Below are 22,075 nucleotides of genomic sequence, written 5' to 3'. Positions count from 1 at the left end.
CTCCGCCGCCCGCACGAAGTCGGGCGAGGCGGTGGACACGGTGGGATTGGCGGAGTTGACGTGGAAACGGGTGCTACCGGGGGCTGCGCCGCAGACCGCTTCGACGAGTGTCACCTGGTCGTCGTCGGCGTAGATGGCCCGCAGGGCGCGGAGGCACAGCGGCTGCGGCTCCACGGCGACCACCCGCGCCCCGAGACGACGAAAGCTGGCGATGTGGTCGCCCACGTGCGACCCGACGTCGAAGACGAGATCGCCCTCGGCGACGAACCGGGAGTAGAAGGCGTCCATCCGCGCGTCGCGCTCGGCGTCGCCGTAGTAGACATCCAGCGATCGGTGCAGGAGGGACATAGCGGGGTCGGTTCTGAGCGCGGCGATCCTGGTGTCGGTGCCAACCGTCATCTGTCTTGAGTCCAGTCCGTTGGGTTGGCCGGGCTTACGGCCCGAAGGCGGTCAGGAAGCGGTCCCGGAAGGTGTCCATCCGCCAGACCGGTGCCTGCGGACCGGGCTTGAGTCCGTCCTGCCAACCCCACCCGGAGATCCGGTCCAGGACGGCCCGGTCCCTGGTGATGATGGTGATCGGGACGTCTCGGCTGGCGTTGTCGCCGGTGACCACTGCGGCGGGCTGATGGTCACCGAGGAAGATGAACACCAGGTCATCGTCGCCGTAGGTCTGCACGTACGAGATGAGCGCGCTCAACGTGTACTCGATGGAGTGCCGGTAGTCCGCGCGGATCTGCTCGGTGTTGCGTCGCTTGTCGTCGGACTTCTTGACGGTCCCCTTATAGATCGCCCCGTTGCCGATGGCTGCCCAGTCGACCAGATCCGGGACGGGCGTCCAGGGCGCGTGACTCGACACCAGCGCGAGTTCCGTCATGGTCGGCTTGCCGTCGCGCTTCGCCTGCTCCAGGCGCCGCCAACTGGCGAGGGTGTACTGGTCGGGCATCGTCCCGAAGCTGAACTTCGGGCCGCGGTACCCGAGGGCTCTGGCGTCGTAGAACCGCTCGTAGCCGAAGAAGGAGCCCTCCGGCCACGCCCTGCTGACGGCGGGCATCACTCCCACGGTCTGCCAGTCGGCCCGGCGGAAGGCGCCGTTGAGGGTCATCCGGTCACTCGCCAGCAGGGTACGGTGCCGCTGGTCGTTGTCGACCCAGAGGCCGGACAGCAGCGTGTCGTGCGCGAGCCAGCTGCCGCCGCCGAACGTCGGCGACGTGAGGAAGCCGCTCTGCGCGGCGAATCCCGCCGCGTTCAGCCGGCTGGTCCCGCCGTCGAGGACCGCACCGACCTGTGGGGCGAACTCCGGGTCCTCGACGGCGTCCCGGCCGTAGCTCTCCACGAAGGAGATGACCACGTTCTTGCCGCGCAACGCGGTGAGCAGTTGGTCGCCGGGGGTGTCGGCGAACCTGTCGTCCCCGAGCAGGGCGGCGAACCTCTCCCGGTCGTCGAGTCGCAGGCGCACCTGGAAGCCGTGGCCGTTGGTCAGCGTGGTCGCGGACGTGTCGGCGACCGGCACGCCCTCGACCACCCGCACGTTGAACGCGGCGCAGGCCACCCAGACGACCACCAGCGCGGCCACGATCCGGGTGGTCGCGGTGCGGTGTCGGACCACCAGTCGCCGCAGTCGCCGCATCGACAGCGTGACCAGTGTGGGCAGGCCCACGAACACCACCGCCAGGGTGATGGCGACGCCGATGGCGGCGGGTCGACCGTACGACTCGCTGAGGAAGGCGAACCCCTCGTCGAGGAGCGCCCAGTCGAGCACCGGGTCGAACGCCCGGCTCAGCGAGGCGGTGAACCCCAGGTCGAGCAGCTTCAACAGGCCGAGCAGGCCGAGGGCCACGCCGGCCAGCGTCGCGACCAGTCGGCTGCCGCGAGACGGCAGGGCGAGCAGGAGGGCCACTACCAGCAGCGCCTCCAGGGGGATCCGCGCGAACGCCGCCGGGCTGAGCCGGCCGAAGTCGTACGGCACGGTGAGGACGAGCAGCACGAGCAGCGCGGCCAGCACGGTCGTCAGCCGGGCGGCGATGGAGCGTTTCGGCCGATCCTCGACGTGGGTGCCGTCGGCGGTGTCGCCCGAGGCTTCGGCCCTCATCGCCCTCCGTCCCTGGTTCGGCAACTGACGTACGCGCGTCAAGAGCGACAACCCGGGCATCCTTCCATGATCTTTACTGGGTACGGCATCCGGGCGGCTCAGACGCGGGCGATCCCGCGTCGGGCCACGGCGACAGTCGGACGGTCCGACCACTGCAGCCCATCGGTCTTGCTCGGGGTCAGCTCGGCCAGCCCCGCTCCGGTGCCTGGGGCGCTGTGGCTCGCCGAGCTGGCCGGCTGGACCATCGCACCCTGGGCGCCATCGATGACGGTGTGACGGAGGTGCCGGTTCGTCCAGAGCCAGGCGACGTCACGCCCGAACGACTCGACCAGCAGCGCCACCGACACCACCAGCATCAGGGTCGTCAGCGGCGCGGGCAGCACGTCGGCCATCGCCACCGTCAACACCACGCCCTGGATCGCGGCGACGACCTTGCTCCAGTAACGCGGCGGCGCGGATCCCCGCATCCACTCCAACATCCAGGTCGCGGCGCCGAAGAGGTAGCGCATCGCGCCGATCACGAGCACCCAGCCACCGACAGCGGGGGCCACATGCAGGCAGAGGACCAGGACGAGGACGGAGTCGATCTCCATGTCGAAGCGCGCGCCGAGCTCGCTGGTGGTCCCGGTGCGGCGGGCCGTGTACCCGTCCACGGCGTCGAGGGCCAACGCCACGCTGGTGAGGACGACCATCAGGGTGATCGGCGCCGACCGGCCGAACGAGTCGGCGGCCAGGGCCGTCACGCCGCCGACGAGGATCGCCCGGCTCAGGGTCACCCGGTCGGCCGGGCTGAGCGCACCCGCGCCGGAGCGGGACATCCCCCGGCTGAGCAGGGCGCACAGGACCACCCCGTACGCCAGCCCCGCCACCCAGCCCGCCGTGCCCAGACCGACCGTCTCCGCCAGCACCGCCAGCAGGACGATCTGCACGAGCAGTCCGATGACCGGACCAGTTCGAACCGTTGACATCGTGCCTCCGTGACTCTGGTGGGTGACCCTGACCGTCATCACGGAAAATATGACCGATCGGTTCATTCTGAACGCGATCCGGCAGGGTGCCACGGAGGGACGTGCCCCTTCGGCCGCCGGTTAATCGTCCAACGTGGGCCGCCCGTCGTCGGCTGACCGGTGAGGGCGTCGATCGTGCCCCACGGGTCAGGGCGTCGGCAGGGTGAGCACGTCCGCGCCGTCGTCGGTGATGGCGATGGTGTGCTCGCTGTGTGCCGTCCGGCAGCCCGTCGCGCTGCGCAGGGTCCAGCCATCGGCATCGGTGACGAGCGTGGCGGTGTCCGCCATCACCCACGGCTCCAGCGCCAGCAGCAGCCCCGGGCGTAGCCGGTAGCCGCGACCGGGGCGGCCGGTGTTGGAGACGTGCGGGTCCTGGTGCATCGTCGATCCGACGCCGTGGCCGCCGAACTCCGTGTTGACCGAGTATCCCGCCGCGTTGAGGACCGAGCCGATCGCGTGGGAAATGTCACCGATGGGAACGCCGGGGCCGGCGGCGGCGATCCCCGCCTGCAAGGCGCGCTCGGTCGCCTCGATCAGCGCGACGCTCTCCGGGGGCCGCACGTCGCCCACGATGAAGCTGACGGCCGAGTCCGCGACGACTCCACCCTGGGAGACGGCGAGGTCGAGCGAGAGCAGGTCGCCGTCGGCGAGCGGGTAGTCGTACGGCAACCCGTGCAGCACGGCGTCATTCACCGACGTGCAGATGTAGTGGCCGAACGGCCCGCGCCCGAAGGACGGCTCATAGTCGACGTAGCAGGACTGCGCCCCGGCCTCGGTGATCATGGCCTGCGCCCACCGGTCGATGTCCAGAAGGTTGGTGCCGACCACGCAGCGGCCCTTCAGCGTCTGCAGGATGCCGGCGACCAGCGCGCCGGTGTCCTTCGCTCGCAGCACGTCGGTGGGGCTCAGGATCTCGATCATGCAGCGCCTTCCTCGGATGACCAATAAGTATCCCGGCCATATTATCCCGGTACTAGAATCGGAGCATGGTCAGGTTGCCGCTCACTCCCGCAGAGCTCGAACGCGGACAGCGCCTCGGCGCGCTCCTGCGTCGAGCCCGTGGAGAGCGTTCGATGCTCCTCACCGCGCTGGACGCGGGCGTCTCGCCGGAGACCCTTCGAAAGATCGAGTCCGGCCGGATCGCCACCCCCGCGTTTCCGACCATCGCGGCCATCGCCGACGTCCTCGGGCTCTCCCTCGACGCCGTCTGGTCGGAGATCAACACGTCGGACGACAGCGCCGAACTCCCCCGACCGACGGCCACCGCGCGCCAACGGTTGGCCTCCTAGCGCGCTGCGGTCGAGCCGGTTGCCGCCGCCGCAGGTGATGGGTCGCCGTCACGGTGATCGTCGCCGCCCCTTCCATCTTGAGCCTGCTCTGCATCGCCTGGGGTGCCCCCACGTGGCGGCGCTGTTCCGCCACAGCGCAACGAGGGCTCGGTCCGCAAACTGACGGTGACGTCGTCTCAGAACCATCGAATGAGATGCTGCGGGGGTGATTCGCCGACACGCCGTCTGGCTCGGCCTGGCGATCGGGCTGCTCACCGGCTGCTCCGAGCCGCCGTACGCACTACCCGACCGAAACGCGGCTGACGCGCGGGCTGAGGAGGAACGTCTCGCGACGCTCCTCCCCGCCGAGTTGCTGAACGGACCAGGCACCTGCGAGGTTCGACTGCTGGGGCGAGACGGCTCTTCGTCGTTCGCCTGGGCGCACTGCGAAGCAGCACCGGGGGTCGGGGACGTCTTCGGAGTCTCCATACCGGTGCGGGTGGACGGCGATCGTGTCACCCAGCCCGGCGATGGGAGCGACTACTCCGCGAGCGTGCGTCGGATGTTCCCGGAGCGGCTGGCGGAGGTTGTCCTCGACGACGACACCAACGTGCGGCCCTGACGGGTTCGGGCTACAACGACATCGCTGCGGGCCAGACGCGGGGAGGTCCGGGGTCAGCGCGGGTCGGGCCACCACGGTTCGAGGAGGGCGGGGTCGGCGACGTACTGCGCCACCTGCGTCCGCTGCTCCGGGGTCAACGACAGCGCCTGGAGTCGGGCGCCCCACTCGGGCACCCGGTCGGCCTTGTCCAACGCGGTGGCCAGCTCGATCAGGCCGGCCAGCGCCATCGCCTGCTCGACCACCGGCGCGTCCTCGGCGCGGCGGCGCATCCCCGAGTCGAGCGCCCGATAGGCCGCCCGGTCGTCCGTCTTGAACTCGCGCAGGATCCGCGCGTTGTCGAGCACCCGGGCCAACCCGTCGAGCTCCGTCGACCCGCCGTACTCCAGCTCCTCCGGCTCATCCCGCTGGATGAAGGTGATGGTGTTGCCGGACGGGTCGACGATGCTGAACCGCGACGCCCCCGCCCGGTAGCGGGTCATCCGGGGCAAACCCTTGACCAGCACCTTGCCGTAGCTGCGGCGCATCGCCTCGGTGAACACCGCGTGGTACGACGCCACCGCGTCCACCATCACCAGGCAGCCGCCGGAATGCTCTTTCGCCGGGTCGAGATCCTTCGGTGCCGGCCCGTAGTGCAGCTGGAACCCACTCCATTGGAAGGCCAGGTACACGTACGGTTTGGTCTGCTCGTAGGTCACCTCGAACCCGAGCGCCCGCCAGAACGCCAGGGTTTCCTCCGGGGCTGGGCAGTGCAGCAGCGGCACTGTGGTCTCGTTCGGTTGGACACGGTCCGCACTGGTCGTCATGGTCGATCCCCGTCCCGTCGGCAGGCCGGCCATTGTGCCAGCACCACCGAGCGGCTTCGACGGGTTTCGTCTCCTACCCAGGGAGGAGGCGGCCTCCGACCAGCGGCCGCAACCGGGGCTCGGGGTCGGACGCGATCGGCGGACACGACCACGAACATCTACAGGCATGACTACAGTTGTGCGCCGGGCGACGCAGTGGAATCGCCCTCTGATGGTCTTCGTCTCCGCGATGGCGGTGCTCGCCGTCGTCGCGGCCGTCGGCATTCTCGTCGATTCGCGCGTTCTCACCGGGGCGCCGATCTGGCTCAAGCCGTTCAAGTTCGCGGTGTCGTTCGTGCTGTACGGCGCGACGCTCGCCTGGATGCTCTCCCTGCTGCCGCGACGCAGCCGGGCGGCCGAGTGGGCGGTCACGGTAATCGTCGCGATGGCGGTGATCGAGATGATCGTGATCGTCGCCCAGGTGGTACGCGGACAGACCAGCCACTTCAACGGCACCTCCCCGCTGAACGGTGCACTGTTCTCGGTGATGGGCGCGGCGATCATGGTGCTTTTCCTCGCGCACCTCCTGGTCGGCGTCGTGCTGCTGATCCGGCGGATCCCGGACCGGGCCGCTGCGACGGCCGTCGGGTGGGGGCTCGGCCTGTCGCTGCTGGGCATGCTCGCGGCGGTGCCGATGGTGCTTCCCATGCAGGAGCCGGGGATCGACGGGATCTCCGGGGCGCACAGCGTGGGCGTCGTCGACGGCGGATCGGGACTGCCCGTGGTGGGCTGGAGCACCACCGGCGGTGACCTGCGGATCGGGCACTTCGTGGGGCTGCACGCCCTCCAGGCGTTGCCGATCCTGGCGATCCTGCTGAGCCGGTTCGCGACGCGGTTGGACGAGCGCACCCGCGCCCGGCTGCTTGTCGTCGCGGGCGCCGCGTACGGCGTACTCACAGTGCTGTTGACCTGGCAGGCCCTGCGCGGACAGCCGCTGCTGCGGCCGGACGCCGTCACGCTCGCCGCGGTCGCGGCCCTGGTGGTCGCGACGGCGACCGCGACCGGTCTGGTGCTGGCCCGGCGACGTCGGCCGGAACTGGCGCTGGCCGCATGACCGGAACGCTGTTCTCCCTGACGTTCGCGGTGGCCGCGCCGTTCTGGGCGCTGATGATCCTGCTGCCGCGCTGGTCGTGGACCGCCCGGATCATCGCCTCCCCGCTGATCGTGCTGCCGGTCGTGGTGATCTACGCGCTGCTGGTGCTCCCGGCGTTCGGCGACGTGCTTCCGGCCGTGGCGTCGCCGACCCTGGCCGGGGTGCGCGACCTGCTCGGCACCTCCGACGGGGCCGCGGCGGGTTGGGCGCACATGATCGCGTTCGATCTGTTCGTCGGACGGTGGGCGTGGTTGGACAGCCGCGATCGGGGGGTGCCGGCGCTGGTGATGGCTCCGGTGCTGCTGCTGACCATCCTGCTCGGACCGCTCGGCCTGGCCGCGTACCTCGTGGTCCGGACCCGGTGGCGGCGGTCGGCGGCCGCCGCCACCGGGCCGCAGCACCTAGGCTGACGACCGTGAGCTGGCTCGGGCGACTGTTCGACATGCGGGACACGCTCGTGCGGATGGTGTTGCTCGATCTCACCGGGCTGTGCTACCTGCTCGTCGTCCCGCACTCCGCCAGCACACCCACGACGACACAGTGGATCCTTGCGGTGTTCGCGTTCACCGTGGCGCTGACGGCGCACCGTCGGCCGGTCGTCAACCTGGTGGCGCAGGCCGCCCTGCTGACGGTCGCGATCGGCCTGATCGACGACTTCACGATCAACCAGGTTGGCGCCAGTTGGGCATTGCTCGAAGTCACCATGCGGGCGCGCCGCCCCCGGACCATCTGGCTGGCCACCGCGCTGCTGGTCCTGGTCGATCTGACCGACTCGATCGGCGACCCGCCGCGCCGGTTCGCCTCCGGGGTCGTCGGGCTGGCCCTGGAGGTCGGCGTACCGGTGCTGCTCGGCCTCGTCATCCGCACCAACCGGGAGCTGAGTCGACAGGCCGTGGAGCGCGCCCTGGCCGAGCAACGCCAGCACGCCTCGGAGAGCCGCGCGGCCCGCGCCGACGAACGCAGCGCCATCGCCCGCGAGCTGCACGACGTCGTCGCGCACCATGTGGCGTCGATGGTCCTGCGGGTCGGCGTGGCCCGGCACGTGCTCACCGATCTGGACCCACGGGTGGGCGAGGTCTTCGACGACGTGCACGGCACCGGCACGGCGGCCCTCGCGGAGCTGCGCCGGCTGGTCGCGGTGCTGCGCAACCCCGACGGGGTACGCGGCGACGCGGCGCTGACCGCGATCGAACCGTCCGCGCTGCCGGCGGCGATCGGCGCGTCCATCGACCGGGCCCGGCAGGCGGGTGTCACGGTGGAGGCCGATCTCGACCCGGCGATCGGTTCGCTCGACGCGGTGCGCGGCATGGCGGTGCTGCGACTGACCCAGGAGGCGCTGACCAACGTGGCCAAACACGCGGGGACGTCCGCGCTCGCGCACCTCGTGGTGGCTGTCCGGGACGGCGCGGTGCACTGGGAGGTCACCGACAACGGCCGTGGTGGGGTGCCGGCGGGCGTGCCGGCCGGTGGCGGGCACGGCATCACCGGCATGCGCGAGCGCGTCGAGGTCCTCGGCGGCCGGCTGGAGGCAGGCCCGACCGGCACCGGGTGGCGGGTACGAACCGTCCTTCCGGCCGTGGCCGCCGCGTCCGCCCACGCACCGGTCGGGTCCGTGCCCCGCGAGCGGGAGGCCCCGGCCGGGTCGCCCGCGTCGGAGCCGGCGTGATCCGGGTGCTGCTGGTCGACGACCAGCACCTCATCCGGGCCGGGCTGCGCATGCTCTGCGACGCGCAACCCGACATCGAGGTCGTCGGGGAGGCCGACAGCGGGCGTGAGGCGATCCCGCTGGCCGGGCGGCTCCTTCCCGACGTCGTCGTCATGGATCTGCGGATGCCCGGCGTCGACGGGATCACCGCGACCAGCCGGATCCTCGCCGAACGCCCCACCACCCGCGTCCTGGTGCTGACCACGTTCGGCGACGACGACCACCTCTACCCCGCGCTGACCGCCGGAGCGTGCGGGTTCCTGCTCAAGGACGCACCGCCGACCGAGCTGCTGGACGGCATCCGCCGGGCCGCCGTCGGCGACAGCCCGTTCAGCCCGGAGGTGCTGCGCCGCCTCGTGCAGCGCGCGGTGCACGCCCGCCCCGGCTCACCGCCGGCCCTGCCGGGCCTGACCGCCAGGGAACGGGACGTGCTCAACCTGGTCGCCGAGGGCCTGTCCAACACCGAGATCGCCGACCAGCTCCACATCGGTGTCACCACGGTCAAGACCCACATCACCAGCCTGATGACCAAGACCGACAGCCCCAACCGGGTCCGTCTGGCCCTGTTCGCTCGCGGTGTCTGACGCTCAGGCCCGCGCTCGCGGTGTCTGAGGCTCAGACCCGCATCCGCGCGGACACGGCGATGACGAGTACCAGCGGCGCGATCAGCAGGGCCGGGGCGACGACCGGCAGGTGCAGGGCGACCAGGGCGCCGACCGCCGCGCCGACCATGAGGGCCAGCAGCACCTGAGCCTTGGGACGCAGGCTGGCCCACGGGCTGCGCGCGGCGACCCCGGCGATCAGGCTGGTGAGCGTGCCGGTCAGGTACGTGGAGGACAGGCCGGACACGCCGAAGCGTTGGATCGCACTGCTCTGCACCCCCAGCGCGACAGCGGACAGCATCAGCAGCGCCAAATGGACACCCGCGTCCGGGGTGTGCAGGGTGACCTCCCAGACGACGGCGAACACCACGAACACCGACAGCTCCAGGACCAGCGCCCAGGTGACCCGCCGGGGCCAGACCGGATCGTCGGGCTGTGCCGAGCCGACGACGCGGGCGCCCGCGAGGACACCGACGATGAAGCTGACGATGGCGCAGCCCGACGTCAGAGCCAGGTCGGCCTCGCCCCGGCCGGCCGAGAGCCCGAGCAGGACCATGTTGCCGGTCATCACGCTGGCGAAGGCGCCGCCGAGTGCGAGGAAACCGAGAGCGTCGGCGCTGCCGGTGAGGAAGGTGAGGACGACGACGAGCGCCTGCCGTCGCCGCAGCAGGCGCTCGTCTCGGCGCGGGGCGACGCGGGGGTGGGTGACGCGGGGCGCTGTGCTCGACACTGTCGGCCACCTTCCAGGAATTGTTCTTCGTATACACTTTGTCCGGACACGTTCACGGAGAGGCGACCAGGTGGCTGAAGACCTACGGGACAAGCTCGGCGCGCAACACCTGCCGCTACGCGATCAGGTCCTCGGCGCGCTGCGGACCGCCATCATCGACGGCGACTACCTACCCGGGGAACGGCTGACCGAGGACCGGCTCGCCGAGGACTTCGGCGTCTCCCGCAACCCCGTGCGGGAGGCGCTGCGCGTCGCCGAGGCGGAGGGGTTCGTCGTGATCCTCCCCCGCCGCGGGGCGGTCGTCGCCTCACCGAGCAGCGGGACCATCACCGACATGTTCGCCGTACGCGAGCGCCTGGAGACGCTGGCCGCCCGGCTGGCCGCCGAGCGGGCCACAGCGGCCGACGTGGCGTCCCTGCGCGCCCTGCTCGACCAGGGCCGCGAGGCGACGCATCGGCAGGACCTGGCCCGGGTCGCCGAGCTGAACAGCACGCTGCACCTGCGCATCCTCCAGATCAGCGGAAACCCCTGGCTGTCGTCGATCGCCAAGTCGCTCTACCTCCATGTGCAGTGGATCTTCCGGCTGGGTGCGGCCGAACGCGCTCCACACTCGTGGGCCGAGCACATCCAGCTCGTCGACGCCATCGAGTCAGGCGACGGTGACCGCGCCGAGCGGGCCGCACTCGACCACCTCGACGCGGCATCCGCCGCGGCGTACGAGAACGCCGAAGGCGGCTACGGCGCCCACTGACGGCCGCACGGCCGCAGCGCCCGCTAACGGCCGCACGCGTAGCCCTGCATCCCCCGGGGGTTCGCACCGGCCGCCAGCACTCCCGTCGCCGGGTCGCGGGTCACCGCGCACAGCCGACCGAGGCTCCACCCGTCGGTGACCCGCACCTCGTGCCCGTACTTCCGCAGCGCCGCCAGCACGCCCTCGTCGTACCGGTCCTCCACCACCAGGACACCGGGCTCCATGTCGCGGGGATAGAACGACCCCGGCAGGCTGACCGTGTGCCACGCCGGCGCGTCGATGGCCTCCTGAAGGCTCTGCCCACCGACGAGGTGCCGCAGCAGGAACGGCAACTGCCACTGGTCCTGCTGGTCGCCACCGGGGGTGCCGCAGGCCAGCACCGGCTCGCCGTCGCGGTGCACCATCGTCGGGCTCAACGTCGTACGCGGGCGGCGGCCCGGCGCCAGCGACGAGGCGAGCCCTTCCTCCAGCCAGAACATCTGCAACCTGCTGCCCAGCGGAAAGCCGAGTTCCGGAATCGTCGGGGAGCTCTGCAACCAGCCGCCGCTGGGCGTCGCGGAGATCATGTTGCCCCAGCGGTCGACCACGTCCACGTGACAGGTGTCGCCCCGGGTCACCCCGTCCGACTGCACTGTCGGCTCTCCCGTCGTCGGGTCTGTCGGGTCGGCACGCCGGGTGGCGCCGGGTCGGACGTGGGCGGGCAGGTGCGGCTGCGCCCCGTCCGGACGCCCCGGCCGCAACTCCGCCGACGCGCGATCGCCGATCAGGGCGGCCCGCTCCCGCGCGTACTGCGGCGAGAGCAGCGCCTTGGCGGGCACGTCGGCCCCGTCGCCGTACCAGGCCTCCCGGTCGGCGAAGGCGAGCTTGAGCGCCTCGACCTGGGCGTGCACACCCGCAGCGGTCGCCGGGTCGTACGCGCCCGGGTCGTCGAGCGCGTCCACTGTGGCCAGGGACTCCAGCAGCACCGGGCCCTGGCCCCAGAAACCGGTCTTCGCCACCGAGTAGCCGTGCCAGTCGAGGGTGGCGGGCGACTCCCAGCTCGCCGAGTACGCGGCCAGGTCGTCGCCGGTGACCAGCCCGGCGTGCGGGCGGCCACTGGAGTCCTGGAAGGGTCGCCGGCTGAACGCGTCGATCGCCTCGGCGACGAAACCCGTGCTCCAGGCCCGACGTGCGGCCTCGATCTGGGCCTCCCGGTCGGCGCCGGCCGCCCGTCCCGCCTCGACGAGCCGGCGCAGGGTGTCCGCGTACGCCGGGTTGGTGACCAGCTCCCCCGCGGCCGGCGGTCGGCCGCCGCGCAGCCAGAGCGCGGCGGAGGTGGGCCAGTGTTCCTCGAACAACGACCGGACGGCCGCCACGGTGTCCCCGACCCGGCCCACCAGCGGGTGCCCGGCGGCGGCGTAGCCGATCGCCGGCTCCAGCACCTCGGCGAGGGTGAGCGTGCCGTGCTCGCGCAGCAGCAGGAGCCAGGCGTCCACCGCGCCGGGTACGGCCGCCGCGAGCGGCCCGGCACCCGGGATGAGGTCCATCCCGAGGGACCGGAAGTGCGCGATGGTGGCGCCGGCCGGCGCCGGCCCCTGCCCGCACAGCACCTTCGGTCGGGGGTCCCGTGCGGTGGCCACGATGGCCGGCACCTCGCCGCCGGGCCCGTTCAGGTGCGGCTCGACGACGTGCAGGACGAAACCGGCGGTGACCGCGGCGTCGAAGGCGTTGCCCCCACGTTCCAGGATTCCCATCGCCGACTGGCTGGCGAGCCAGTGGGTGGAGGACACCATGCCGAAGGTGCCCTGCAACGTGGGTCGGGTGGTGAACGTCATGACAACACCTCACTGGGATCTGCGGTACGAACGTCGGGACCGGTGCCGTCCGACTGGACCAGGTGGCACGCGGCCATGCCGTCGCCGATCATCGTCTGCTCCGGCACCTCCGTCGCGCACCGGTCGAAGGCGAGCGGGCACCGGGTCCGGAACCGGCAGCCGGACGGCGGGTCGAGCGCGGACGGCAGGTCGTCGCCGAGCAGCACCGGCTGACGGTGGCGCTGACGCACCGGGTCGGCCACCGGCGCGGCGGAGAGCAGCGCCTGCGTGTACGGGTGTGCCGGCCGGGCGAAGATCCGCTCGCGGCTGCCGGTCTCGACGAGTTGACCCAGGTACATGACCGCGATGTCGTCGGCCAGGTACTCGACCGCGGAGAGGTCGTGGGTGATGAAGAGGCAGGCGAACCCGATGTCGCGTTGCAGGTCGGCGAGAAGGTTGAGCACCGACGCCTGCACTGACACGTCGAGCGCGCTGGTGGGTTCGTCCGCGATGAGCAGCATGGGCTCGGAGATCAGGGCCCGCGCGATGCTGACCCGTTGGCGTTGCCCGCCGGACAGCTCGTGGGGATAGCGACGGGCCACCTCTGCGCGCAGACCCACCCGTTCGAGTTGGGGGGCGACGCGGGCGTCCCGCTCACGCCGGGAGATCCGCTTGCCGGCCAGCCGCAGCGGTTCGGCCACGATCTCGCCCACCAGCATGCGCGGGTCCAGTGACGCGGCCGGGTCCTGGAAGACGATCGACACCGCGCCGCGATGGGGACGCAGTCGCCGTCGGGACAGGTGGGTGACGTCCGTGCCCGCGATCCGGACCGTTCCCGCCGTCGGTTCGACGAGCCGCACCACGCATCGGCCCACTGTGGACTTCCCGGAACCGCTCTCCCCCACCAGGGCCGTGACCCGGCCCCGCGGGATGGTCAGGGACACCCCGTCCACGGCACGCACCGGGCCGAAGTGCATCACCAGGTCCGCGATCTCCAGGGCGTTCGGGTGCGGCGTCATCGGTTCGCCTCCTGAGCTGCCGTCGGTGCTGTGACGCAGGGGTGCCAACAGGCCGCGACATGGTCGGCGCCACCGACGTCCTCCAACGGCGGGGCGGCCGCCCGGCACTGCTCATCGGCGGCCGGGCACCGATCCGCGAAGGTGCAGGCGTCGGGTTGGCTGGCCAGGACGGGCACCAGCCCGGGGATCTCGGTCAACCGGTCGGTGCCGGCGTGCCGGCCCGGCTGTGGTGACGCCGACAGGAGCCCCGCCGTGTACCGGTGCCGTGGGTGGGCGAACAGGTCGTCCACCGGGGCCCGTTCCACCACCCGGCCCGCGTACATGACGACGACGCGGTCCGCGATGTCGGCGATCACGCCGAGGTCGTGGGTGATGATGAGGACGCTCGTGCCGAGCCGGTCACGCAGGTCCCGCAGCACCTGGAGGATGCCGGCCTGGACGGTGACGTCCAGCGCGGTGGTCGGCTCGTCGGCCACCAGCACCTTCGGGCCGCAGGCGACCGCCATTGCGATCATCACGCGCTGGCGCATGCCGCCGGAGAGTTGGTGCGGATAGTTGTCGACCCGCTGGGCGGCGGACGGGATGCCGACGAGCGTCAACAGCTCGACGGCGCGGGCCCGCGCCGCCCGTCGGGACATCCGTTCGTGGACCTGTAGCACCTCCCCGATCTGCCGCCCGACGGTGAGCACCGGGTTCAACGACGTCATCGGCTCCTGGAAGATGTACGCGATCTCCCGGCCACGGACCCGACGCAGGTCCGACTCGCGGGCCCCGACCAGCTGGGTGCCGTCCAGGCGCACCGACCCGGTGACCCGGGCACTGCCCGGGAGCAGCCCGGCGATGCTCATCGCGGTGACGCTCTTTCCGCAACCCGACTCGCCCACCATCCCGACGATCTCTCCGGCTGCGAGGTCCAGGCTGACCGCGTCGACCGCCGAGACGGTGCCGGTCTCGGTCGGGAACGACACCGACAGGTCGCGGATCTCCAGCACGGGCGCGGAGGCGGTGGTCATCGCCGGTCTCCCTTCGGGTCGAGGGCGTCGCGCAGGGCGTCACCGAAGACGTTGAACGCCAGCGCCAGACCCATGATCACCACGCCGGGGAGGACGGCGGCCCAGGGTGCGCGGGCGGCGAACTGCTGGGCGGTGGCCAGCATGGTGCCGAGACTGGGCGCCGGGGGCTGGATGCCGAGGCCGAGGAAGGACAGCACCGCCTCGCCGAGGATCGCGGCCGGGATGGCGACAGTGGCCTGCACCAGGATCACCGAGGTCGCGTTCGGCAGGATGTGCCGGGCCAGCACCCACAGGTCGCTCGCGCCGTCCACGACGGCCGCCGCGACGAAGTCCAGCGACTTGAGGCGCAGCGTGTCCGAGCGGACGACCCGGATCACCCCGGGGATCTGGGCGATGCCGATGGCCACCGCGGCGTTGCCGAGGCTGGCGCCCCGGATGGCCGCCAACCCCACCGCCATGATCAGAAACGGAAACGCCAGCAGCAGGTCGGTGAAGCGCGAGATCACCGCGTCCCAGGCCCGGAAGTACCCGGCGGCAAGCCCGAGCGGCACCCCGATGACCAGCGACGTGGCCACCGCCAGGAGCCCCACCTGCAACGACGCCCGAGCGCCGAGCATGATGCGGGAGAGGACGTCCCGGCCGAGGTCGTCGGTGCCCAGCAGGTGCCCGGCGGTGCCGGGAGGCGCGAACGTACGGGCGAAGTCGGTCTGGTCGACCGAGTAGGGCGCGAGCCACGGCGAGAGCAGCGCGATGACACCCGCCAGCGCGAGCACGACGAAGCTCGCCACGGCGAGCGGGTTGCGCCGCAGCCTTCGCAGCACCCGGGTACGCCGGGTGATGCTGGCGGTGCCGGTCTCCGCCATCGGTACGGTGAGGACGGTCATGCCGGATCTCCCGTCACCCGGATGCGTGGATCGATGACCGAGTAGAGCAGGTCCACGAAGAAGTTGATCACGATGTAGGCCGCGGCGGTGAGCAGGACGACGGCCTGGATCACCGGGTAGTCCCGTTGGAACACCGCGTCGATGGTCATCTTGCCGAAGCCCGGCAGCCCGAAGATCTGTTCGGTGACGACCGCGCCCGAGATCAGCCCACCGAGCTGGAGACCCACGACGGTCACCACCACGATGAGGCTGTTCCGCAGGGCGTGCCGGGTGATGACGGCGCGCGGTCGCAGGCCCTTCGCCTTCGCCGTGCGCACGTAGTCGGAGGAGAGCGAGTCCAGCATCGCCGACCGGGTCTGCCGCATGATGATGGCGGCCAGGCCGGTGCCGAGGATCACTGCCGGCAGGACGATGTGGTGCAGGTTGTCCACGGGGTCCTCCAGGATCGGCACGAAGCCGGAGGCGGGGAAGAGCCCGGTCGCCACGGACAGGTAGAGGATCGCCAGCAGCCCCAGCCAGAAGTGCGGCACCGACAGGCCGATCAGGGCCAGGCCGTTGGCGAGCCACTCCGCCGGACGTCCACGACGGACCGCCGCGAGCACCCCGGCGCCGACGCCGAGCGCCGCCGCGATGAGGATCGCCAGGACGGACAACTCGACGGTCACCGGCAGGGCGGTCGTGAGCATCGACGAGACCGGCGTACCGGTACGGATCGACACCCCGAAGTCGCCCTGCACCATGCGCTCCACGTACTGGGCGAACTGCACGGGCAGCGGCTGGTCCAGCCCGTAGTGGCGACGGATGGCCTCCAGGGCCTCCGGCGACCGGTCCTCCCCGGCCAGGGCGAGGGCCGGGTCGCCGGGGAGCGCCCGTACGCCGACGAAGACCACGATCGTGGACAACAGCAGGGTCAGCGCCGACTGCCAGGCGCGGGTGAGCAGATATCGGGCCACGCCGGCCTACTTGCCGAAGCCGGCGAAGGCCGCCCGGATCACGCCGTCCGGGTAGACCTGAAGGCCCTGGATCTGCTTGCTGACAGCGGTCAGGTTGCGCTGCCGGTAGAGGTAGATCAGGGCGTCGTCCTGCTGGAGCAACGTGACCGCCTGCCCGTACAGCTTCCTGCGCTCCTCGACGTCGCCGGCCTGTCGGGCCTGGGTCAGCAGGGTGTCGAGCTGCGGGTTGCTGTAGCCGGCGACGTTCTGGCTGGCGCCGGTGCCGACGAAGTTCGTGATGTTGGCGTCCGGGTCGATCCGTCCGCTCCACCCCAGTTGCAGCAGCTCGAAGTTGCCGCGGTCCTGCTCGTCGAGGAGCGACGAGTACTCCACCGGGTTGATCTTCAGGTCGAATCCGCCGTCCTTGACCATGGACTGCAACGCCTGCGCCAGACGCAGCGTGTCGGGGGTGTTCGAGGCGAGCATCGTCACCGTGTACGGCGTCTGCACGCCGGCCTCGGCCAGCAACTGCTTGGCCTTGGCGGGGTCGTGCGCCGGGCAGGTCTGCGCCTCGGGGGACGAGAACGTGCTCGCGGGCGAGATCGGGGAGCAGGCGGCGGCGTGCAGACCGTTGAAGACCGCGTCGACCAGGGCCTTGCGGTCGATGGCATGCTCGAAGGCCTGCCGCACCTTGGCGTTCTGGGCGAGGGGGCGGTTGATGGGCTTTGGTGCGGTGCCGACGCCGTCGACGTTGCCGACGTTGATGGTCAGACCCTGGTAGCCGAGGGACTGCGACTGGAGGACGGAAACCGCCGAGTCCTGCCGGAGCGAGGCGACGTCCTGGGTGGAGACCGAGTCGGCGACCTGCGCGTCGCCGGAGCGCAGGTTGGCGGCGCGGATGCTGGCGTCGGTGAGGATCCGCCATGAGATGGCGTCCAGGTGCACCTTGCTCGCGTCGTAGTAGTTCGGGTCCCGTACCACCTCGATGGAGTTCTGCGGCACCCGCTTCGCGAACTTGAAGGGGCCGACGCAGACCGGCGCCGAGGCGAAGTCGTCACCCAGGGTCCGCAGCGCCTGCGCACTCATGATCATGCCGGCCCGGTCGGCGAGGGCCCCGAGCAGCGGGGCGAACGGCTGCTTCAGCCGCAGGACGACGGTCTGCGCGTCCGGGGTGTCGACGCCGTCGATGGGGCCGAGTTCGCTCTTGCGCGCCGACCGGGCGTTGGTGAGGTGGCGTTGCAGGGTGGCCCTCACCGCAGCCGAGTCGAACGCCGTGCCGTCCGCGAAGCGCACGCCGGGCCGCAGCGGAATGGTCACCGTCCGGCCGTCGCCGCTCGTGGTGGGCAGGGCCGTCGCGAGCTGCGGTACGACCTGCGCCTGCTCGTTGACGTCGTAGAGCTTTTGGCACATGGCTTGGAAGACGTAGCGGGAGTAGAGGCTTCTCGACAGCGTCGGGTCCAGCGCGTCGGGCTCGGCGGAGAGGGCGATGACCAGCTTGCCGCCCTGCTTCACGGCGGCGGGATCGGCGGGCGTTCCGAAGGAATCCTGGCCCGCCGACTGGTCGCCGCCGGACGGGTCGCCGCCGTCGTTGTTCGACACCGGTGAGCAGGCGACGACAGTGCAGACGACGGCGGCCGCCGCCACCGCGGCCCGGAGTACCCGGCTGCGGGGCAGGTTCGTGTCGCGGACGGAGAGGTTCGTCATGGAGAGCTCCTCAAGTGGGCGATTCGGGGAGCGTATGTTGTATACGATGACCGCCGCAAGACCTCCGGTGGCGGCAGGAAGCGGAGCCGCACGGCGCCGCTTCCCACCGCGTACTCCTAGGAGTTGTAGGCCTGCGCGGTCACCGTGACCTGGCGGGCGAGACCCGACCGGGCCGGCCAGGAGATCCGCACCTCGCGGCTCTCCCCCGGCAGGAGCCAGAAGTAGTTGTCGTCGTAGCGGACCGGCAGGACCCGCTCACCGCGCTGGTCGCGTACGGCGAGCCGCACCAAGGCGGCGACCGTACGACCCTGGTTGCGGACGGTCGTGGTGACGGTGTTGCGCCCGTCCACGACGCGTACGGTGCTCGACGACGTCGACAGTCGGGTGCTCGGCACGTCGTTGAGCGCCCGCAACTGCTCAGCCTTGTCGTAGCGCCAGTAGGTGTTTTCCGCGAGCAGCCGGTCCCGGCTGTCCCGCAACTCCAGTCGCACCAGGTGCAGCCCGCCGCCGTCCGGCGCGGCGAGCGGGAAGACCGCCGTGGTGGCCGAGCGGGCCACGTCCACCCGCTGACGCTGGGGCGAACCCAGCGACCGGCCGCTCAGGTCGTAGCGTCGGGCGCTGACCGTGACCCCGCTGAGCGGGGCGGCGGTGTGGTTGACCACCCGGACCTGCCAGGTGCCCGGGTCGGCCTGGACGTGCACCGGCTCGCACCCCTTGCGGGCGCCGTAGTAGGCGCCGTTCACGTCGAGGTCGTAGTCGTAGGTTTGCCAGACCGTGCTGTGCCACGCCGGGTGCGACATCCACAGCAGCAGGCCGGTGGCGTCCTGCCACAGGTTGGCGTTCCACGCCTCGAACATGGCGCGGTGGCTCTCGTAGTTGACGAACTGCGCCCGGGTGGCGAACTCGTCGAGCGAGTCGGACTCACCGAGCCGCGCGTCGATCGCCGCCTGGTACGTGCCGACGCGCTGGTTACCGATGGTCGACCAGTCGTGGTAGTTCCACACCTCACCGATCGGCCACTCCGGCGCGTCACCGACGAGGTTGCGCATGCTCTCGACCACCGACACGACCGGCATGCCGATCTCGGTGTGGAAACCGAACGCGCCAGTGTCGTAGGTGTTCCTGTTGTTGTACGTCGCCGGCTCCACCCAGTGGTACGGGCCGTGGCCGCTGACGATGCCGCCGGCCGAGTTGGGGATGTAGAGGATCTCCGGGTGCTCGGTGGCCGCGGCCTGCTTGAGACCGGCATCCACGATCGGCGGCGGGTCACCCTCGTTGGCGCCACACCACACCACGATGCTCGGGTGGTGGCGGAACCGCCGGATCGTGTCGGCGGCGATGTCGACGTAGCCGGGCGGGTTGGGCAGGAACGCGCCCGCCTGCCAGAAGTCGTTCCACACCAGGATGCCCTGCTCGTCGCAGGCCTGGTACAGCTCCTCGCGGTTGCTGCTGCCGAGCCAGTTGCGGATCATCGTGAAGTTCATGTCGCGGTGCATCTCGACCGTGTCGGCCAGGCGGTCGGGCAGCACCCGACGCAACAGCTCGTCCCAGCCCCAGTTGCCGCCCCGGGCGAACACCGGCACACCGTTCACGCTGATCTTGAGCTGGGTGACGGCGTTGCTGACCGACTTCACGTCGGTCCACCGCTGCCCGTCGTCCGAGACCTGGATGACGAAGTCGCGGGCGTACGCCTGCTCCCAGACGATGGTGACCTGGTCGAAGCTGACCGGAGCGCCGAGGTCGACCTGGATCCACTGGTCGTCCTCGAACTTCGACGACCAGCGGGTCCGGGGGTTGCCGTCGACGGCCCGGTCCGGGCCGTTCGAGTCGCTGTCGGACGACGACGCGGTGGCGGTCCGGCGCAGCGCCAGGTCGACGTCCGGCTCGGCTTGGCGCTGCACCGAGAGCGCCCACATGGACACGCCCCACGAGGTCACCCGCGCGCCCGTCTGGATGCGCAGGTGCTGTGCGGTCTGGCTGGCGAACGTCTCGACCTGGGTGGCGCGGCTGCCCAGCGGGGTGTCGTTGCTGACCGACGTCACGTCGTTCCAGGCGTCCCCGTCGGCGGAGACCTGGACGCGGTAGTCCAGCGCGTACGCCTGCTCCCACACGATGGTGACCCGGTCGAAGTCGACCGCCGCGCCGAGGTCGACCTGGATCCACTGGTCGTCCTCGGCCTGCGAGGCCCAGCGGGTCGCCGCGTCGCCGTCGACGGCCTTGCCGGGACCGTTGCCGTCGTTCTCCGAGGACGACGCGCTGGCGTCGCGGCGCAGGGCGAGATCCGGGCCGGTGCCGTCGGCCACCGACAGCGAGAACATCGAGATGCCCCAACCGGTGGCGCGCTGGCCGGCCTGGATGCGCACGTGCCGGGCGTGCTGCCGGTCGAACGTGACCGTCTGGGTCGCCGCGCCGTCGACGAACTCCAGGGCGGGCTTGCCGGGCGGCGAGATGACGATCGGCTGGTGCCAGTCGTAGGCGAACTCGCGGACACCGAAGCGGAGCGCACGCCGGTCGCTGACCGAGCGCTTCACGGTGGCGGTGAGCGTGAGGTCGTACAGGTGGGGGTCGCCGTAGCCGTTGGGCCACCAGAGCCGGGGGTTGCGCAGCCGCAGCGCGCGGAAGCACTCCGGTGTGAAGGTGACGGTGGTGCTCCCGCCTGCGGGAACGGTCACGGTGGACTCGACGCGTACCTTGTCGAACTCCGCGCGGACCGTGACCGTGGTGGCGCTGGTCGCCGCGTTACGGACCGGCACCCGGATGGTGACCTCGGCGGTGTCGGTGCCGGGCAGGTCGGGCAGCGTGGTCTGCACGTGCGGGTCGCCGATGACGACGGCGCCTGTGCTGCGCAGGCGGACGTGGTCCCAGAGGCCGGTGACCCGGTCACGGACGGCCGGCATCCAGTCCCACCCCGACACCGCCAGGTAGGTCGGCGCGTCAAGGTAGTGGTGGGCCGACTGGAGGAAGGTACGACCGTCGGGGCCCTTGTCGCCGGGCGTGCCCGGGTGCGGCATCGGGGTGACCCGGACGGCGAGGACGTGCTCGCCACGGTGACCGGCAAACGCGTCGGTGATGTCGAAGGCCGCCCGCGCGAACGGGTGCTTGACGCTGCCGACCTGCACGCCGTTGACCCAGGCGGTCGCCTCGTGGTTGATCCCGTCGAACTCCAGCCAGATCCGTCGCCCTGCCGAGGTGTCCAGGTCGCGCGGCAGCCGCAGCGCGCGCCGGTACCACCACGTGTGCCGGGACAGCGCCTCCGGGATGCGCATGTTGTTGAATCCGGCCACCGGGTCGGGCAGGTGGCCCTGCTCGACCAGGGTGCCCAGCACGGTGCCGGGCACCGTCGCCGGCAGCCAGGACCGGACGTCGACGCCGGCACGGGAGAGCTCGGCGCCGTCGACAGTGCCGGCGAAGTCGTCCATCGTCAACGACCAGCCCGACTCCAGCGGCACCGTGCCGTCGGCGGCGACCCTCAGCTCGGGTGCCGAGCCGGTGTTGCCGCCTTCCCAACTGGTCCAGCCCTCGGCCTTCGGCCGGCCGGCCAGCGGTACGCCGTAGACCTGGAAGCCGTTGAGGCCCACCGGGTTGCTGTTCGAGCGCTTCGTGGCGGTCATCCGGATCCACCGGGCGGTGACCGGCTCGGGCAGCTTGATGGTCTGCGTGCCGCCCTGGCCCTCGCTGGTCTCGTACACCGACCGCCAGGCACGGCCGTCGGTGGAGACCTCGATCCGGTACGCCGTCGCGGCGCTGGAGAGAATCTCGTCACCGTCGGTGTCGGTGTAGTTGCCGTCGAACGGCCCGTCGGTGAGCGTGGCCTCGAAGACCAGCGAGACGGCCTCGATCCGGCACAGCGCCTGGAGGTCCACCGAAATCCACTGTGGGTCGCCGTTGGCGGCGCGCCATCCACTCCCCCGGACGCCGACCTGCGGCAGGCCGTCCACGGCGAAGGTCGCCGGCGTCGGCGCGTAGTCGGTCGAGGAGACCGCCACCGGGCGGTACCGGGCGAGGTCGGTGGCGGTGGGGG

General features: G+C 71.3%; 19 protein-coding genes and 1 pseudogene. 7 read left to right on the top strand and 13 right to left on the bottom strand.

From position 1 onward, the window contains the following. From DLJ58_RS12940 to map, 4 genes and pseudogenes are all read right to left on the bottom strand, one after another. Positions 1–399: FkbM family methyltransferase (locus tag DLJ58_RS12940; RefSeq protein WP_124856159.1), on the bottom strand; the 399-nt coding region annotated here is incomplete at its 3' end. 34 nt (positions 400–433) lie between these two features. Continuing rightward, positions 434–2,089 carry a sulfatase-like hydrolase/transferase gene (locus DLJ58_RS12935; protein ID WP_244218921.1) on the bottom strand — a complete coding sequence of 552 codons (1,656 nt, stop codon included), beginning with the start codon at positions 2,087–2,089 and terminating at the stop codon, positions 434–436. Positions 2,090–2,364: 275 nt separating this feature from the next. Next, positions 2,365–3,057: pseudogene (locus tag DLJ58_RS12930) on the bottom strand (CDP-alcohol phosphatidyltransferase family protein); the annotation flags it as partial. Between the two features lie 186 nt (positions 3,058–3,243). Further along, a complete protein-coding gene (gene map, locus DLJ58_RS12925) occupies positions 3,244–4,017 on the bottom strand; it encodes a type I methionyl aminopeptidase (protein ID WP_124856153.1) in 774 nt (257 codons plus the stop codon). Positions 4,018–4,082: 65 nt separating this feature from the next. On the opposite strand from map, the gene DLJ58_RS12920 reads away from it, so the two are divergent. Further along, positions 4,083–4,385 (top strand): helix-turn-helix domain-containing protein, encoded by a 303-nt coding sequence (locus DLJ58_RS12920; RefSeq protein WP_124856151.1) that lies wholly within the window; start codon positions 4,083–4,085, stop codon positions 4,383–4,385. Positions 4,386–4,590: 205 nt separating this feature from the next. After that, on the top strand, positions 4,591–4,986 hold the full coding sequence (locus DLJ58_RS12915) for a hypothetical protein (protein WP_124856149.1): 396 nt from the start codon (positions 4,591–4,593) through the stop codon (positions 4,984–4,986). Positions 4,987–5,039: 53 nt separating this feature from the next. On the opposite strand, the gene DLJ58_RS12910 is transcribed toward DLJ58_RS12915, so the two are convergent. After that, the gene (locus DLJ58_RS12910; protein ID WP_124856147.1) at positions 5,040–5,789 is read right to left on the bottom strand and encodes a VOC family protein; all 750 of its coding nucleotides are present in this window, start codon (positions 5,787–5,789) and stop codon (positions 5,040–5,042) included. 166 nt (positions 5,790–5,955) lie between these two features. Here DLJ58_RS12910 and DLJ58_RS12905 point away from each other — a divergent pair, with 166 nt between their 5' ends. From DLJ58_RS12905 to DLJ58_RS12890, 4 genes are read left to right on the top strand one after another with little or no spacing between them, the layout of a single operon-like run. Further along, positions 5,956–6,882 carry a hypothetical protein gene (locus DLJ58_RS12905; protein WP_124856145.1) on the top strand — a complete coding sequence of 309 codons (927 nt, stop codon included), beginning with the start codon at positions 5,956–5,958 and terminating at the stop codon, positions 6,880–6,882. Then, on the top strand, positions 6,879–7,331 hold the full coding sequence (locus tag DLJ58_RS12900) for an ABA4-like family protein (RefSeq protein ID WP_124856143.1): 453 nt from the start codon (positions 6,879–6,881) through the stop codon (positions 7,329–7,331). The genes DLJ58_RS12905 and DLJ58_RS12900 overlap by 4 nt, the downstream gene beginning before the upstream one ends. 5 nt (positions 7,332–7,336) lie before the next feature. Beyond that, the gene (locus DLJ58_RS12895) at positions 7,337–8,587 is read left to right on the top strand and encodes a sensor histidine kinase (protein ID WP_124856141.1); all 1,251 of its coding nucleotides are present in this window, start codon (positions 7,337–7,339) and stop codon (positions 8,585–8,587) included. Then, entirely contained in the window at positions 8,584–9,210 is a 627-nt protein-coding gene (locus DLJ58_RS12890; RefSeq protein ID WP_124856139.1) for a response regulator transcription factor, read from the top strand. Before DLJ58_RS12895 ends, DLJ58_RS12890 begins: the two co-directional genes overlap by 4 nt. A gap of 31 nt (positions 9,211–9,241) precedes the next feature. Here the strand turns inward: DLJ58_RS12890 and DLJ58_RS12885 are convergent, their stop codons facing one another. After that, the gene (locus DLJ58_RS12885; protein WP_158629580.1) at positions 9,242–9,958 is read right to left on the bottom strand and encodes a YoaK family protein; all 717 of its coding nucleotides are present in this window, start codon (positions 9,956–9,958) and stop codon (positions 9,242–9,244) included. A 70-nt stretch (positions 9,959–10,028) separates the two neighbouring features. Between DLJ58_RS12885 and DLJ58_RS12880 the strand changes: the two genes are divergently transcribed. Further along, positions 10,029–10,709: a GntR family transcriptional regulator gene (locus DLJ58_RS12880; RefSeq protein WP_158629579.1), complete on the top strand. Its 681-nt coding sequence runs from the start codon at positions 10,029–10,031 to the stop codon at positions 10,707–10,709. Positions 10,710–10,732: 23 nt separating this feature from the next. Here the strand turns inward: DLJ58_RS12880 and DLJ58_RS12875 are convergent, their stop codons facing one another. The 7 genes from DLJ58_RS12875 to DLJ58_RS12845 all read right to left on the bottom strand — a co-directional run. Next, positions 10,733–12,523: a gamma-glutamyltransferase family protein gene (locus DLJ58_RS12875; RefSeq protein ID WP_124856132.1), complete on the bottom strand. Its 1,791-nt coding sequence runs from the start codon at positions 12,521–12,523 to the stop codon at positions 10,733–10,735. Beyond that, entirely contained in the window at positions 12,520–13,521 is a 1,002-nt protein-coding gene (locus tag DLJ58_RS12870; protein WP_124856130.1) for an ABC transporter ATP-binding protein, read from the bottom strand. The genes DLJ58_RS12875 and DLJ58_RS12870 overlap by 4 nt, the downstream gene beginning before the upstream one ends. Then, positions 13,518–14,534 (bottom strand): ABC transporter ATP-binding protein, encoded by a 1,017-nt coding sequence (locus tag DLJ58_RS12865; protein ID WP_124856128.1) that lies wholly within the window; start codon positions 14,532–14,534, stop codon positions 13,518–13,520. The genes DLJ58_RS12870 and DLJ58_RS12865 overlap by 4 nt, the downstream gene beginning before the upstream one ends. Continuing rightward, positions 14,531–15,418 carry an ABC transporter permease gene (locus DLJ58_RS12860; RefSeq protein ID WP_124856126.1) on the bottom strand — a complete coding sequence of 296 codons (888 nt, stop codon included), beginning with the start codon at positions 15,416–15,418 and terminating at the stop codon, positions 14,531–14,533. The genes DLJ58_RS12865 and DLJ58_RS12860 overlap by 4 nt, the downstream gene beginning before the upstream one ends. Beyond that, positions 15,415–16,371: an ABC transporter permease gene (locus DLJ58_RS12855; RefSeq protein ID WP_124856124.1), complete on the bottom strand. Its 957-nt coding sequence runs from the start codon at positions 16,369–16,371 to the stop codon at positions 15,415–15,417. The genes DLJ58_RS12860 and DLJ58_RS12855 overlap by 4 nt, the downstream gene beginning before the upstream one ends. Before the next feature lie 6 nt (positions 16,372–16,377). Beyond that, positions 16,378–18,054 (bottom strand): ABC transporter substrate-binding protein, encoded by a 1,677-nt coding sequence (locus tag DLJ58_RS12850; protein ID WP_124856123.1) that lies wholly within the window; start codon positions 18,052–18,054, stop codon positions 16,378–16,380. A 116-nt stretch (positions 18,055–18,170) separates the two neighbouring features. Further along, on the bottom strand, positions 18,171–22,075 hold a 3,905-nt coding region (locus DLJ58_RS12845), incomplete at its 5' end, for a discoidin domain-containing protein (protein ID WP_124856121.1).

The organism is Micromonospora arida, from assembly GCF_003857035.1.
Classification (GTDB): domain Bacteria; phylum Actinomycetota; class Actinomycetes; order Mycobacteriales; family Micromonosporaceae; genus Micromonospora; species Micromonospora arida.
This window is presented reverse-complemented; position numbering and strand designations above follow the sequence as displayed.